The sequence below is a fragment of the Mesorhizobium tianshanense genome (assembly GCF_007830515.1).
Taxonomy (GTDB): domain Bacteria; phylum Pseudomonadota; class Alphaproteobacteria; order Rhizobiales; family Rhizobiaceae; genus Mesorhizobium; species Mesorhizobium tianshanense.
Window position 1 is genome coordinate 21170 of record NZ_VLKT01000037.1, and the last position, 15279, is coordinate 36448.

Genomic DNA, 15279 nt, shown 5'->3' on the forward strand with positions numbered 1-15279 from the left:
GATGTCCAGCCTTCGCCCATCGCCGATCACGCCGACCGTCGACTTCGACCGCGACGGCGTGCAGCACGGTTTCCTGCGATTGCCTTACAGCCGCGACGATTCGGCCTGGGGATCGGTGATGATCCCGATTTGCGTGATCCGCAACGGCAACGGGCCGAGCGCATTGCTCACCGGCGGCAATCATGGCGACGAGTATGAGGGGCCGCTGGCGCTCTATGATCTCGCCCGCACGCTCGATCCGAGGCAAGTCAGCGGCACGGTCATCATCGTGCCGGCAATGAATTATCCGGCGTTCCGTGCCGGCACCCGCACCTCGCCGATCGACAAGGGCAATCTCAACCGCAGCTTTCCCGGCCGGCCCGACGGCACGGTGACCGAGAAGATTGCGGATTACTTCCAGCGCGAACTGCTGCCGCGCACCGATATCGCGCTCGACTTCCATTCCGGCGGCAGGACGCTCGACTTCGTGCCGTTCTGTGCCGCCCATATCCGGCCCGACAAGGCGCTGGAGGCGAAGGGCTTCGCCGCGGTCGAGGCGTTCTCGGCACCCTGGTCGATGAAGATGCTGGAAATCGATGCCGTCGGCATGTTCGACACTGCCGCCGAGGAAATGGGCAAGCTGTTCATCACCACCGAGTTAGGAGGAGGTGGGACGTCCCGCGCGGAGACGGTGCGGATCGCCCGTCGCGGCGTGCTCAATGTGCTGCGCCATGCCGGCATCGTCACCGGTGCGGTCGAGATGCAGCCGACCCGCTGGCTGGACATGCCGTCGGGCGATTGCTTCTCGTTCGCCGAGGACGACGGGATGATCGAAACGATGATCGATCTCGGCGAGCCTGTCGAAGAGGGCCAGGTCCTGGCGCGCATCCACTCCATCGGTCGCACCGGTACCGCACCTCAGGAAATCAGGGCGAGAATGTCGGGCCTATTGGCCGCGCGGCATTTCCCCGGACTGGTCAAGGCGGGCGACTGCACCGCCGTGGTCGCCGTGCTCGTCGACTGAAGGCGGAGCCAACCAACTCAGCTTTGGTCGTTCTGCCGCGCTGTATCGCCCTCGAAGCCGCAACGCCAATAGGCGACGACGAGGTGCGCGTTTCGCTCCAGCTTCCGGTCCTGCCTGAGATAGGACCGGATGGCGCGGAAGCTTCTGTGCTCGCAGCCGACCCAAGCGAAGACGCTGCGCCCGTCTTCGGGCCAAGGCACGTCCCGGACCGCGTTCTGGAGCAAAGCGGATTTGCCTGGCGCCACGCCATTCCTGTGCAGCCATTTTATGTCCAGCGTAGCCTGCGAAACCAGCTTCTGCTCCTCGTCGGCATCGGCGACTTCGATGCGGACGACCGCGTGCACGCCTGCCGGCAGCGCCTCCACTATGCGGCCGATTGCGGGCAGGGCGGTCTCGTCGCCGGCGAGCAGGCACCAGCCGGCCGAGGGAACGTCGCCGCCGCCCGGCCCGGTCATCCCGACGATGTCGCCGATCCGGGCGTTGGCCGCGAAGCGTGCGCCGGGCATGCCGTCGCCGTCATGCAAGACGAAGTCGATATCGACCTCGCCCTTTTCGACGTCGATGCGGCGGATCGTGTAGACGCGCACGTCCGGCCGCCGTTCCGCTTCGGGCCATGCCGGACGGCCGTCCTCGCCGGTAACCGGCCAAGCCGGTACGGCATCATCCCGGGGAAGCAGCAGGCGGACGTGGAACCCGCCCGTCGCGAAGCGCCCAAGGTCGTTTCCGGCAAGCGTCAGCCGTCGCATATGCGGTGTCACGCTGGCGCTCCGCACAACGCGCATTTCGCGGAAATAGGGCAGCTTCTGGCCCGCCGCGCCGTCGCCCTGCCAGACGATGGCGGGCCTCTCCGCCGCTGCGAAATGCAGCAGGTGCTCGGCGATGGAGAGCTTTACATAGGCCAGGGATGTCTCGTCTCTGCCTTCGGCAAAGACCTTCAGGCAACGTTGACAGGCTTGCATGCTGGCCGAACCGAAAGCCGTGTCGATGCGGCTGCAGGCGCCGTCGACGGCGACATCGCCATGATCGGCAAAATGCGCGCAAAGCCGCGCCATGACGTCTTGCGGACAAGACAGTGCGATCTCGGCGGATGCCTTGAGATTCCTCGGCATGTCAACCATGGCGCGGCATTCCTTTTGCAAGCAGATGAACGAGATAAGGTCCGCCAAGCAGCGAGGCGATCAGGCCGACCGGCAACTCGTATGGAAAGGCCACCATGCGCGACAGCCAGTCCGACACGATCATCAGCAGCGCGCCGGTCAGCACCGCGCCGGCGAGGTGAGGGCGGGCGCGGGTAAAGCCGATCAGCCGCGCAAGGTGCGGCGCGATGAGACCGACGAAGCTCAGTGGCCCGACGAACATCGCGGCAAGCGCGGTCAGGATTGCGGCGAGAACGATCAGCGTCAGCCGTCCGCCCGCGACCGGCAGGCCGAGCCCGCGTGCGGTATCCTCGCCGAGCGGCAGGATATCGAGCCAGCGGGCGGCGAGAAACAGCGGCAACGTCAGCAGTATCAGACACGCCAAGGTGAGCCAGGCATCGAAGCCGGTCGCCTGGCTGGTCGAGCCGCTGAGCCAGCGCAGCAGGACATAGGACTGCGTGTTCCCCATGGCGATTGCCGCGGTGATCACGGCGCTGCACAGCGCGCTCATGGCGATGCCGGCAAGCAGCAACCGCTCGGAGCCGAATTTCGCCCGTGCGGCGATTATCAGCATGGCGATCAGCACCGCCAGCGAGCCGAGAATGGAGCCAACGAGTTGCAAGCCGGGCCCCGCCGTCGCGCTGAGCGCCAACACCGCGGTCAGGCCGGCGCCGGCGCCGGTGCCGACACCCAGCACCTCGGGGCTTGCCAATGGATTGCCGGTGATGCGCTGGATCACCAGGCCCGCCGCCGCAAGCATGGCGCCGGCGGCTGCCGCCACGCCGATGCGCGGCGCGCGCCAGGCGACAAGATCGGCCAGAATGTCGCCGCCGGCGATCGACCAGCCTGCCGGACCGCGCCCGACAACGAGCGCCACCACCGCCGCGAGAAGCGTCATCAGGAACAACAGCAGGATGATAGACCGGCCAGACTTGCGCGGCGACGTGCCTGATGTGCTCAAGTTCGGCCATTCGAGCAGGCGCAGCCGCCGCAGCAGCCAGAGCAGAACCGGGCCGCCCAGGAGTGCGGTGCCCGCGCCGGTTGGAATGCGTTCGCCGCCGGCGCCGGCAGCCAGTTGGACCAGGCCATCGGTCAGCCACAACAGGATGGCGCCGATCAGGGGCGCGGCCAGCAGCTTTTGCCGCAGCGTTCGCGCGCCCGAAAGCGTGGCGAGGGCCGGCGCTGCAAGGCCGACAAAACCGATGACGCCGACCTCGGCGACCACGGTGGTCGCCATCCAAACGGCGAGCGCAATGATGAGAAAGCGGCTGGTGTGGCGGGCGATGCCGAGACTGCGTGCAGAGGCGTCGTCAAGACCAAGGATCGTCAGCGGCCTGAGCAGCAAAAGGGCAGCGCCGGCACCGACAGCCAGCCTGGTCGACAGGGCAATGGCCGGTCCCCAGTCCTGCTGGACCAGCGATCCGCCGCCCCAGATGAACAGCGAGAACAAATAGTCGCCGTTGGCGAGGATCAGGGCGGCGCTGATGGAGCTGGCGGTCAGCGCCACCATCATTCCGGCAAGCACGACGGAGACGGGCTCTAGCCCACGCCGCCAGGTCAGCGACAGCACCAGCAGCACGGCAGCAATGCCGCCGGCAAAGGCGACCGGCCCTTGCGACCGTTCCATCAGAAACGGCGCATAGACGGAAGCCGCCGTCATCGCCAATTGCGCGCCCGCCGAAATGCCGAGCGTCGACGGTTCGGCCAGCGGGTTGCGCAGCACGCGCTGCAGCAAAAGGCCGGACAGGCCGAGAACCGCGCCGGCCAGCACCGCCACCGCCGCGCGAGGCAGCGTGCTGTAGAGCAGGATGACGCGATCGAGACCGGCGCCGTCGCTCGTCGGTGCGGTCGGCGACTGCATGCTGACGCGCCATGCAAACAGGAGTGCTGCCACCGCCCCGAGGAGGCCCCACAGTGCGATGGGTGAGAGTGCATGGCCGGTCGTGGCGCGCTGAGTCATGGCGCGGTCAGCCATGGGTCTGACCGGCAAGTGCCGCCGAGACCAGGCGTGCGAAGCGGCGTGCCGAGGGCAGGCAGCCGAAATGATTGATCGGCTCCAGCAGAGCGACACGGCCCTCGCGGACGGCCGGCAGTGCGTTCCACAGCGCATTTTCGGGCAGCGAACGGCCGACATCGGCTGGAAGCGGCGAAACGACAAGGATCGAGGCGTCGGGTACACGCGCCAGCGCCTCCAGCCCGACCGGCGCGGCGGCACTGTAGCGCGTCACGTCGGCCCAAGCGTTCTCCAAGCCGAGACGCAGCAGTACGTCGCCAAACATGGAATCCCGGCCAAAGGCGCGGAAATGGCGTGAATCGCCAAGGCTGATGACGAAGACCGGCCGCCCGGCGGCCGCTGGCAGGATGGCGCGCAACCGCGTGGTTTCGACGGCTGTCTCATCGACGTAGCGCTTCGCCTCGGCCTGTCGCCCGAGCTTTTCGCCAAGCGCCAGCGTCGCCGCTTCGGCGAGCGGATATGGCGGCGTGCCAGGTTCGTAGACCGTTTGCGCAAAGACCGGCGCTATGCGCTCAAGCATCGGGCGCTGGTATTCGTAGAAGCTGGAGATGGCGACAAGGTCTGGCGCGACGATGCGCAGCAGTTCGTAGTTGGGCGTGCCGCGCAGCCCGAGATCGGTCACCGATCGAGGCACCTCGGGCTCCACCGCCAGCTTGCGGAACTGGATCAGTTCGGTCGCCGCGACCGGCTCGATGCCGAGCGCCAGCAAGGTTTCCAGCATACCCCAGTCGATCGCGGCTACGCGCAGCGAAGCTGCTCTGGCGGCGATCGGCAGCATGGCCGTGGCCGCCAGCGCAAGCACCTGCCTCCTGTTGGGCGGATGGTTCGTTGCCCGTGGCAGATTGTTCATCGCCCGGGACAGACTGTTCATCGCCGAGGTCTTTGGCACAAAACTACCAAGTCATATGAGCCTTCAACTTGAACGACCGGCTCTCCCCGTAAGAGCAGGTCGCGAGCGTCTGGCAGCTTGCCACATAGGTCTTGTCGAAGAGATTTGTGATGTTCAGGTCGACGCCCCATTTCTCCTTTTCGTAGCCGACCTTCAGGTCGGCCAGCGTAACGGCCGGCACCTTTGCCGTGTTCTCGTTGTCGGCCCATGAGGAGCCGATATAGCGCAGGCCGGCGCCGACCGAGATGCCGTCATACCAGCTGCCACGCAAGGTGTAGTCGAAGGACGCCGAGGCCATGATTTCAGGCACGATGTAAGGCGTCTTGCCGATGAGGGCAGGGTCGTCGTTCTTGGTGAAGTCGATATCGTAGGCGGTCAGCGCCGCGGTCAGCCTGAGATCCTCGGTGACGTTCACCTTGCCTTCCAGCTCCACGCCGCGCGAGCGAATCTCGTCGGCCTGGATCTGGGCATTAGGATCGGTATCGCTTGCCATGGCCACGTTCTGGCGTGTGAGCTCGAAGAGCGACAGGGTGAACAGGCCGTTGATGAAGGTTGGCTCATATTTGATGCCAACCTCGTACTGGACGCCCGCTTCCGGCTTGAACAGATCGCCGTTCGCGTCGGTTCCGATGATCGGATTGAAGAAGGTGGCGACGCTGGCATAGGGAGTGATGCCGTTGCCGAACTCATAAGCGAGGCCAGCGCGGCCAGAGAAATCGCCGCCGGTCCTGCTCTCGGTGCTGGAGGCCGCGCTGTAGTAAGTCGGGCGGTTGTCGGCTTCGAGCCAGGCGCGGTCATAGCGGCCGTTCAGCGTCACCAGCCAGCCATCTGCGAAGCGGAGCTGGTCCTGGGCGTAGAAGCCGAGCTGTTTTTGCGTCAGATCCTGGTTGAGATAGCTGACGCGAGGCGTCAACGTCGAGCCATAGATGGGGTCGAAGGCATCGATGGGATTGTCATTGAGGGGATCGTAGAGGCCCGACGACTGCACATGGTCGATGTTGTAATATTTGAAGTCCACGCCGACGAGGATCGTATGTTCGACCGGACCGGTCTCGACCTTGCCCTCGATCTGATTGTCCAGGAGGAAGGTCATCGCCTGTGTGTCATGGTCGAAATTAATACGGGCCAGATCGGTGGGCCCTCCGGTGGACGACCAGCCGTTCGGGTAGACCAGGACCTCTTTAACATCGGCGGCCGCGAAGCGGGCGTTGGAACGAACGGTCCAGTCATTGTCGAACGTGTGCTCGAACTCGTAGCCGATCGAACCCTGTTCGCGCTTGTAGAGATCGATATCCGGTTCCGTGAAATTGGCGTCGCGGTCGATGCGTCCGTAGTTCACACCGCCGACAATTCTGTCGACGACGGTACCTTCGTAGGGCAGGAAACTGCCGCCATTGTGGTTCTCGTCGATGTGGCTGTAGTTGGCCAGCACGGTCAGCCTGGTCTGCTCGTCGGGCTGCCAGGTGATGCTTGGCGAGATGAAGCCGCGCCAGCCATCCTGGAGGTCGCTATAGGTATCGCCGCCGGCGACGCGGCCGTTGACGCGGTAGCTGACCACGCCGTCGCTAGCCACGTCGCCAATGTCGAAGCCGAGATAGACGTTGCCGGCGTCGTTGACGCCGGTCTCGACATAACGCTGCCTGCCGTCGGGGCGCTTGCTGACATAGTTGACGATGCCGCCCGGATTGCTGCCGCCATAAAGCACGGAGGCTGGGCCCTTCAGCACTTCGATGCGCTCGAGCCCGAAGGAATCGACATAGAAGCCGCCGTAGCCGTAGCTGAAGAGTTGCAGTCCATCCATGTAGACGCCGGTGGCGGTCGCCTGGAAGCCGCGGATGAACATCCAGTTGGTGTCGCTGTCGGGGCCGAAGGGCTGAGTGAAGACGCCAGCCGTGTATCGCAGCGACTCGTCGATCTTCTGGGCGCCCTGATCGTCGATTTCCTGCCGGCCGATAACCGAGACGGATTGCGGGATTTCGGTCAGTTTGGTCGCGGTTTTGGAGCCGGTCTTTGTCTCCTTGGCGACGACGCCGTCGACCGGCCCGGTCGCGCTGTCGCCGGCCTCGCCCTCGACCACCACAGGTTCGAGCTGGGTGCTGTTTTGCACATCTTGTGCGAAGGCGGTGATGGGCGGGATCATGGCAATGGCGGCGCCTGCCAAAAGCAGCTTCATCCGGCAGATTCTGTTCATAAGGCAAACCCCAGGTTCTCGAAACGCATATACCTGACTGTTTACCTCAGCTTATATGTGGGTCATTGGATGGATTTGAGTGGTTTGTCGGTTTTTGTCCCAAAAGGCGGACATTGCGACTTGATGTTGCGGAAATAAGCGCGTCGCGCCCATTGCCGGCGCTCTTCATCCATGCGCCAGGCGTCAATCCGACGATGGACTTGAACACTCGCGTCAGGTGAGCCTGATCGAAAAAGCCGGTCGCTTCGGCGATATCACCGAGCGAGACCGGTTCATGTACCATCATGGTCTGGATTTTCCGAACCCGTGCCTGCATCTGCCAACGGTGCGGCGGTATACCGGTAGCCGCCTTGAATGCGTGGCTTGTGGCGGTTTCCGACAGGCCGATGAGCGCAGCAAGATTGGCGAGACGGATCTTGCCCAGGCAATGCGCGTCGATGTAGTCGGTGACCAGGCGCAGCTTCCGACGAGACAGCGGCGTGCGGCGCCGCTGTCCGCCCGGTTGGCCGATTTCGAAAAGTCCGGCGAACAATGCGTTCAGCAAGCCCTCGCCATAGAGATCGTGCATCGGCTGGCCGCTGTCGCATTCGGCCGCGATCAGGCCGGCAAGCGTGGCGATCCGGTCGTCGCGAAACTGAAAGCGCGACACATGCAAGGCGTCGCTGTCCAGGCTGCCGCCGAAGCGACGCGTCAGCGCTGCCTCGTCGAAATGCAGATCGAGATGCTTGATGCGGCGCAGGCCCTCGACCCTGCCTCTGATGGGCACTCCGGCCGGTATGTAAGCCATGGAAAATGCCCGGTCATGACGGCGCAAATCGCCCCGCGCTCCTTCGACGAAAAAGGCGCCTTCGCCGTCCACATCCAGCGCGACGAAGAGCCGGGGGTCGGGAGAGACATAATAGCCTTCCGCTCGCTCCCCGCACGCAACGTCCCAGAGGTCGGCGACAACGCCGTCCCAGACATGCCCTTTGAGGCCGCCAATGACGGAAAAACCCTGAATGCGACTTTCCATGCGTGGGGCGAAAGCCACTTCCCGTTTCCCTGTAATGGCATTATCCATTCGCCTTGATATATTTCATGATAGAAATTATCAAGTTTTTGTGGGATCAACAGGAATGCAGCACCCGAGCCGAGGGCACCGCGCTCGTTGGCGCTCTCACAAACAGCTTGCGAGTATTACTCGATCAGCAGCAAGCCGCGCTTTTTGTCGCCATCGCTATCGATTGTGTCCATGGCTGAGAACAGGCGCTCACGCTCGATCAGCCAGGGTTTGTAGTCCTCGTTCACATCGAGGACGAAGACCATGTCCTCGGCCTCCAAATATCCTCCGATCGGGGAAAAATGGCCAACGCCTGCGCCGAAAATCTTCTCACGGGTAAAGTTGACGATGTAACGGCGGCCGGGGTCATTGGCGCGCTTCATGTGCTCGCGAAACGTGTCGGCGCTGAGATTGCGAAGCACCGAGACTTTCCGCTTGGTATTGGTTCGAGCGACCTCGGCCACTTCGTCCAGCGTAAGCCCGACGATGCAAAAGCCGGTCCAACACTTTCCGGTTCCATCGAGGACTTCGGCTTCGGTTGTCTCCTCCTCGCCGATTGAGCGGAATGCGTTTGCAATGCTTGCCGGGCCGCAGCGCGACCCGTTTGATTGCCATGTAAGCTCGGCATTGAACGTGGCTGCCACAGGCAGCTTCCAGGCGCTGTCAATCAATTCAGGGGTGCGGGTAACCGACGACTGTATTGCGTCTCGCGAAACTCTGGACTGGCCAGCAATCAAAAGCGCGGCGCCGCCCAGCAGGCCGACGACGGCAATCACACTGCTGACAATCACACCGAAAGCGAGACTGCGCCTCATTGCTGGACCTCGGGGCAGGCAGCAACGGGACAATGAAGAAAAGGCACCGCAACGTCAATCAGCGCCGCGCCCCGCCAGTCAGCCATCCGGTGCGACAGATCTCGTGGATCGGTCGGCCTTCACAGGGCCTTCTGCCGGAACTTCGAATGACAATCCGAGCAATCCTGCAGGATAAGATGCAGGAGGTGCTCGGCGGGAAGTTTGGCTGGATCGGCTTCCGCGGCAGCCGGCCGCTTGCCAAGCAGGCTGCCGCCGCCCATCGCTAGGCCGGGACCCATCCTCATGTCGTCGGTAATGCCGGGCGGCGCCCGCTCGGCCTTGGCGGCCAGCGTGGTGGCCAGCGTCGCGATGTGACGGGCCAGCGCCTCGAATTCCGGACGAGCCTGATCGATTTCCAACTTGGCGCCCGAAGGCGCACCCAATGTCGCGCTGGGAAATTCCGCAACCAGGGCAGGGCCGGCACGGGCGCGAATGGTCTCGACCGCCGCCTTGAAGGCAGCGGCGTCATAGGCCTGCTTGCCGTCGAACATCCCGGCGATTGTCTTGGCCGCCGCAGCCATCTCCTTCATCGACGCCTGGCGCGCCTTGACGGTTGCATCGCGGCCGGCGTGCGTTGCGGCGACCGCGACGGAAACGAAGGCAAGCGAGAGCATCGCTGCGGCGGCCCATTTCACTGGACCATGCCTTCTCCCGCCAGTTCGTCGATGATCGGACAGTCCGGCCGCTCGTCGCCATGGCAGTGCTCGACCAAATGATGCAGCAGATGGCGCAATCCGGCCAGTTCGGCGATCTTCCTGTCGATCTCCACCAGTTTGGCTTCGGCAATGGCCTTGACGTCGGCGCTCTCGCGGTTCCTGTCGTGGTAAAGCGACAGCAACTGGCGGCACTCGTCGACTGAAAATCCCAGGCTGCGCGAGCGCTGCAGAAACCGCAAGCGGTGGATGTCGGCTACCGAGTAGTCGCGATAGCCATTGTCCGTCCGGGCCGGGCGCACAAGGCCGATGTCCTCGTAGTAGCGTATCGTCTTGGACGGCAGGCCGGATTTTTCGGAAGCGATGCCGATGTTCATGATGGAAACCTCCTGGTCAGCCGGAAAGTAAACCTTCCTGTGGCTGGAAGGTCAACCCGGCGCGGCAATTTGGATGCCCCGCCGCAGCCGTCCGGGATAGCGCTTTGCCCCTTTACTCCGTCGCATAGACGGTGGGCGCCTTGCCGTCCTTGGTGAAGGCGTAGATCGTCCAGGTCTCGGCTTTCTCGCCGCCCATGCCTGGCGTGCCGGCCGGCATGCCGGCCAGCGTGATGCCTGTTATGGCGGGTCGTTCGGTCAGCAGCTTCCTGACGATATCGACCGGCACATGGCCGTCGACGACGTAGCCGTCGAACATCAGCGTGTGACAGCCTTCGAGGTCGGCAGGCACGCCGGCGTCGCTGCTGATCTGGGATAGATTGTCGACCGGCTTGATGTCGACCTTGAAGCCGTTCTGTTCGAGATAGGCTGCATAAGCCTCGCAACAGCTGCACTCCGGGTTCTTGTACATGATGGCGTTGATGGTCGCGGCGAGTGCAGGCGTCGGCGTTGCAATTGCGAGGGCGAAAGCGGCGAAGGCGTAGGTCGGTTTCATTGCAGTTCTCCTTGGTTGAATGAAAAAAGCTTTACGTCGCGCGGAACAAGGTCATGTGGCGGCCATCGCCGCAACGGGAAACCTGCGGCGTGAAATCAAATGGCTGAGATCGGAATTCACCCTTATGTCCTTTGCGATCTCGATCGACGGCGAGCATCTCGACATCGATTGACCCTGCTGTCCGCGCCCGCCCACGCCGCAGTGAGCGCGGTGGGCGATCGAGCGCCGGCAATCAGCCGCAGGACGGCTGAAACGGCGTCAGATCAGATCGCTGGATTTTGGAGGGGATGGGTCGGGCAGGGAGCTTCGCCCGTGAAGGAGCGGGGTCGGTAGCGCCGACGGCTGCTCCACCCGCGGCGCCGTCGTCACGGCGAGGTCTTGCGGCAGCACCGCGAGCACCGGCGCGATACAGGTCGTCGAACATTGCATCCGGTTGTCGTCGTCGTCCGCGCTCTCGGGGCATGCCTTGCAGTCGCCAGCCTGGTCGGGGGACATGGTCATGTCCGCGTCGGGGTGCATGGCCATGGCGTTGTCCGACGTCGTCGTCATCTTGGCCGACATGACGCTCGCCTGTGCGCCGGCAAGGCCGAACCCCGCGGTCAAGAAAACCGCGAGCAGCATGACAAGGAATTGCTTTGACGACCAGCATGCCATCCACTCAGGCTGACTGCAAAAAGCGGCTTTTGCAAGTCCCGATGAGGCGATGGTGCGGACGGAATGCTGGCGCACACCGCAAATGGGCGCGGCCTTTTTCCGGTTTCCATGGAACAACATCCGCCGGCGGCGGTTGGAAGCACAGTCGTTCTACTCCAGCGACTCAGAAAGCCGTTCGCTTCGGCTTCGGACCAGGCCCCGCGTTTCCTCCCCGCGGGGCCTTTTCTGTCGCTGCAGGAATTTTCACGGAATTAGGTACATTCCCAGAAAGGGCCGCGCGCAGCCGCGCCATGTCGGGTTTTCCGCGCGGGCCATCGGAGCTCTCCCATTGGTCGGTCAAATGCCTAACTCTGCGAACCGCTGCGTAGTTCCGCCGACGCGTGCCGCAATGCCGGCCAGCGAGCGACTATGAACTTGCGTGACCTCTAATATGAGAGCACAGTTCGAAAAGGGTGGAGGGAAAACAGCTCAAGGCAATCGGGAGGAAAGCCATGAACAGCATGAGCCTCACCACGCTTGAACGCGGCAAGACGACAGTCGATGCCGCGGCCCTGGAGGCGCTTTCGGCGCAATTGCGCGGCACTGTGCTGACGGAAGGCGACGCCGCCTATGACGATGCACGCAGCATCTGGAATGCCATGATCGACCGCCGGCCCGGGCTGATCGTGCGCTGCGCCGGCGCCGCCGACGTTATCGCTGCCGTCAATTTTGCCAGGGAAAACAGGCTTCTCGTGGCGGTTCGCGGCGGCGGCCACAACATTGCCGGCAGTGCCGTCTGCGACGGCGGGCTGATGATCGATCTGTCGCCGATGAAGTCGGTGCGGGTTGATCCGGCGACGCGGCGGGCATGGGTGGAACCTGGCGCGACGCTCGCCGATGTAGACGCGGAAACCCAGGCCTTCGAACTGGCGGTGCCGACCGGTATCAACTCGACCACAGGTATATCGGGCCTGACGCTGGGCGGCGGCTTCGGCTGGATCACGCGGAAATTCGGCCTGACCATCGACAATCTTCTTTGCATGGATGTGGTTACCGCCGACGGCAAGCTGCTGCGCGCCAGCCAGACGGAGAATCCAGACCTGTTCTGGGCACTGCGCGGTGGCGGCGGCAATTTCGGCATCGTCACGGCTTTCGAGTTCAAGCTCCACCGTGTCGGCCCGCAAGTGCTGTCGGGGCTTGTCGTTCATCCCTTCGCCGATGCCGAAAACGTGTTGCGGGAGTATCGGGCAGCGCTCGAGGTGGCCTCCGACGAGCTGACCTGCTGGGTGGTCATGCGGCAGGCACCGCCGCTGCCATTCCTGCCGGCCGAATGGCATGGCAAGGAGGTACTGGTTCTGGCCATGTGCTATTGCGGCGATCTCCGGGAGGGGGAAAAGGCGACGCAAAGGCTTCGCGCCATCGGAACGCCGATCGCCGATGTCGTCGGTCCAAATCCGTTCACCGGCTGGCAGCAGGCTTTCGATCCGTTGCTTGCGCCCGGCGCCCGCAACTACTGGAAGAGCCACGACTTCACCGCGCTTTCCGACAGCGCGGTAGAGGTCGTAACCGCGGCGATATCCAGGCTTCCCGGCCCCGAATGCGAAGTATTCTTCGGCCATGTCGGCGGTGCCGCGGGCCGCGTGACAGCCGATGCGACGGCGTTTCCGCAGCGCAGCGCGCATTACGTCATGAATGTTCACGCCCGCTGGCGTGAGCCGGAAATGGACCGCGCCTGCATCGACTGGGCGCGCGGTGTTTACGAGGCGGCCAAGCCCTATGCCGCCGGCACGGCCTATGTGAACTTCATGCCCGAGGATGAAGTCGACCGGGTCGAAGAAGCCTATGGCGGCAACTATCGGCGGCTTCTGGAAATCAAGCAGCGATACGACCCGCTGAACCTGTTCCGCATGAACCAGAACTTGCGTCCGGCGGAAAACCTGCGCGCCGCATAGGGCACGCACGCAATGACAAGGCCCGCGCCTCCGACCGGAGGACGCGGGCCGGTCAGGCGTTGCCTCTCGCACGATCCTTGCCGACCGACGGGAGCCTTCCCAGTATCGTTAGAGTTTTCGAATTTCTTGACTCGGCTGGCGAAAACGGGCAGCAAAGTTCAGCACCTTTCGCCAATCGGCGATCGGTAGAGGGATTGGTTAACCAAGTTTGTCCATCTTTTGAATCAATCGGCAACAGACGCGAAGCGTGCAGGGGGCACTAGGCGACTGTGATCGTGACGGCAGCGAGCCCCGCATGCCGCAAGGCCGATTGAGGTTGGTTGTATGGCGTTTGTGCGTTTGAAAAACCGGGGTGACGATCCTGAATCTGGATTGACTTCGATGAGGCCCGGCCTGCGCTGGGTCGCGGTTCCCGTTGTTGGCGTTGCGATCGCTTTGTGGTCGGTGGCGACCATGGCCGGCCTTTATTCGGTAGGGACCTCGCTCAATGCCGCGTCCAACAGCCTTCCGCAAAACCTGCTCGCGCCGCGCAGCATCGCGCTCGCCGATCCCCGGCGCACCTCTGCCGATTCATGGGCCAGTTCACGGGCGCCGTCACTGGCAAACCGGCAGCGTCAGGCGTCGCTGCTCAATCGATGCGATGCCGGCTGCGCCGCCGCAAGCTCCGTGCATGAAGACAAGATGGCGCGCCTCAAGCCGTTAGCGCAGCCGAACGGTATTGCGCCTTTCACCTCGCATGACGCCCGCTTCGACGACGTGGTGGCGAAAGCCGCGCTGTCGCCCGAAAAACTTGCTGCTGCCTTTGCCCATGCCACCGCGACGCCCCTTACGCTTGCCAGCCTGCCGGCGGCCGCGCGCTTTGCGGAGCCGGTGCGCCTGCCCGACCAGAACGGCCCGGCCTCCGTGCGCTTCGGGCCGGAGGTCGCGGAGATCGAACGATCCTCCCGTCTGGCGTTGGCGCTTGCGAACGTGTCGCCGGAAGAGATGATCGACGTGCTGCCGGCGGCTGTTACGGCAAGCGAGCCTTCCGCTCCACAGGAGCCGCAAGAAGCTGAGGTTCAGATGGCCTCGCTTCCGCCACAAGACGAGATGCCTGACAGCATTCCCTTACCGACCTGGCGCCCGCAGGCGGACACCGCTCAGTCAGACGAGGCGCCCGAGGTCGAGGCACCCAAGGCCAAAGCGCCCAAAGTTCAGGCGTCGAAGCCCGCCAAGTCCCAGTCTCAGCCATCCAAAGCCAACAAGGTGCAGACCGCCGACGCTCCGCGGGTCGACACGCCCCGGGCGCCAGCCCAGTCACCGAGGAGTTCGTCATCGGCGGCCATGCCAAGTATGCAAGCCAACCAGGGCAGCCCGGGCATGCAAGGCAAACCGGCCAAGCGGTCCAAGGCCAAGGCCGCAGACATGCTGGCCTATGCCAAACCCGACAGCCCGGCTGGCGGCGGGGCCTTCCGCAACCTGTTCACCAAGCCCGGCATGGGCAGCGGCGTCGCCGTCTACGATATCTCGGCGAAAACCGTCTATATGCCGGACGGTTCGCGACTCGAGGCGCATTCGGGAATTGGCTCGATGGCCGATCAGCCGCGCTACGCCAACCGCAAGAATGTCGGCCCGACACCGCCCGGCACCTATGACTTGAAGCTGCGCGAATCGCGCTTCTACGGCGTCGAGGCGATACGTCTCACCCCCACCAGCGGCAACAACAAATATGGCCGCGACGGCCTGCTCGCCCACAGCTACCTGCTGCGCGGCGGCCGTGCGGAATCCCATGGCTGCGTGGCCTTCAAGGACTATGCGCGCTTCCTAGCCGCCTACAAGAAGGGCAAGATCAAGCGCCTCGTCGTGCGCGGCTAAAACCAGCCGCCGACGCGGATCGCGTCGAAGGAGCTCGGCGCGTAGACCCGCAGCGGCGAGAATGAAAGCCGCCACAGCCCCCCGATTGTCAGCAGCCGCCACCGAAACCGTTTTCATTCCCGGCCGGGCAG

Annotated in this window: 13 protein-coding genes; 3 read left to right on the forward strand and 10 right to left on the reverse strand. The window is 63.9% G+C overall.

Annotated elements, in window-relative coordinates; genetic code table 11:
• The first annotated feature begins 1 nt into the window (after nucleotide 1).
• On the forward strand, nucleotides 2-1003 hold the full coding sequence (doeB, locus tag IQ26_RS25730) for a N(2)-acetyl-L-2,4-diaminobutanoate deacetylase DoeB (protein WP_145721116.1): 1002 nt from the start codon (nucleotides 2-4) through the stop codon (nucleotides 1001-1003).
• A 17-nt stretch (nucleotides 1004-1020) separates the two neighbouring features.
• Here doeB and IQ26_RS25735 read toward each other — a convergent pair whose 3' ends face one another.
• From IQ26_RS25735 to IQ26_RS25780, 10 genes are all read right to left on the reverse strand, one after another.
• Entirely contained in the window at nucleotides 1021-2121 is a 1101-nt protein-coding gene (locus IQ26_RS25735) for a siderophore-interacting protein (RefSeq protein WP_145721118.1), read from the reverse strand.
• On the reverse strand, nucleotides 2114-4114 hold the full coding sequence (gene fhuB, locus IQ26_RS25740) for a Fe(3+)-hydroxamate ABC transporter permease FhuB (RefSeq protein ID WP_145721120.1): 2001 nt from the start codon (nucleotides 4112-4114) through the stop codon (nucleotides 2114-2116). The genes IQ26_RS25735 and fhuB overlap by 8 nt, the downstream gene beginning before the upstream one ends.
• The gene (locus IQ26_RS25745; RefSeq protein ID WP_240547229.1) at nucleotides 4107-5024 is read right to left on the reverse strand and encodes an iron-siderophore ABC transporter substrate-binding protein; all 918 of its coding nucleotides are present in this window, start codon (nucleotides 5022-5024) and stop codon (nucleotides 4107-4109) included. The genes fhuB and IQ26_RS25745 overlap by 8 nt, the downstream gene beginning before the upstream one ends.
• 22 nt (nucleotides 5025-5046) lie before the next feature.
• Nucleotides 5047-7233: a TonB-dependent siderophore receptor gene (locus IQ26_RS25750; protein WP_240547230.1), complete on the reverse strand. Its 2187-nt coding sequence runs from the start codon at nucleotides 7231-7233 to the stop codon at nucleotides 5047-5049.
• Nucleotides 7234-7279: 46 nt separating this feature from the next.
• On the reverse strand, nucleotides 7280-8263 hold the full coding sequence (locus tag IQ26_RS25755; protein ID WP_240547231.1) for a helix-turn-helix domain-containing protein: 984 nt from the start codon (nucleotides 8261-8263) through the stop codon (nucleotides 7280-7282).
• Between the two features lie 146 nt (nucleotides 8264-8409).
• Entirely contained in the window at nucleotides 8410-9087 is a 678-nt protein-coding gene (locus IQ26_RS25760; RefSeq protein ID WP_145721246.1) for a phytochelatin synthase family protein, read from the reverse strand.
• A 119-nt stretch (nucleotides 9088-9206) separates the two neighbouring features.
• Nucleotides 9207-9761, reverse strand: coding sequence for a cytochrome c (locus IQ26_RS25765; RefSeq protein WP_240547232.1), 555 nt, complete (start codon nucleotides 9759-9761; stop codon nucleotides 9207-9209).
• Entirely contained in the window at nucleotides 9758-10156 is a 399-nt protein-coding gene (cueR, locus tag IQ26_RS25770; RefSeq protein ID WP_145721121.1) for a Cu(I)-responsive transcriptional regulator, read from the reverse strand. Before cueR ends, IQ26_RS25765 begins: the two co-directional genes overlap by 4 nt.
• A gap of 112 nt (nucleotides 10157-10268) precedes the next feature.
• Nucleotides 10269-10709, reverse strand: coding sequence for a DUF411 domain-containing protein (locus IQ26_RS25775; RefSeq protein ID WP_145721122.1), 441 nt, complete (start codon nucleotides 10707-10709; stop codon nucleotides 10269-10271).
• A gap of 258 nt (nucleotides 10710-10967) precedes the next feature.
• Entirely contained in the window at nucleotides 10968-11330 is a 363-nt protein-coding gene (locus tag IQ26_RS25780; protein ID WP_240547233.1) for a hypothetical protein, read from the reverse strand.
• A 524-nt stretch (nucleotides 11331-11854) separates the two neighbouring features.
• On the opposite strand from IQ26_RS25780, the gene IQ26_RS25785 reads away from it, so the two are divergent.
• Nucleotides 11855-13294, forward strand: coding sequence for an FAD-binding oxidoreductase (locus IQ26_RS25785; protein ID WP_145721124.1), 1440 nt, complete (start codon nucleotides 11855-11857; stop codon nucleotides 13292-13294).
• A gap of 381 nt (nucleotides 13295-13675) precedes the next feature.
• On the forward strand, nucleotides 13676-15148 hold the full coding sequence (locus IQ26_RS25790; RefSeq protein WP_145721125.1) for a tlde1 domain-containing protein: 1473 nt from the start codon (nucleotides 13676-13678) through the stop codon (nucleotides 15146-15148).
• Nucleotides 15149-15279 lie beyond the last annotated feature (131 nt).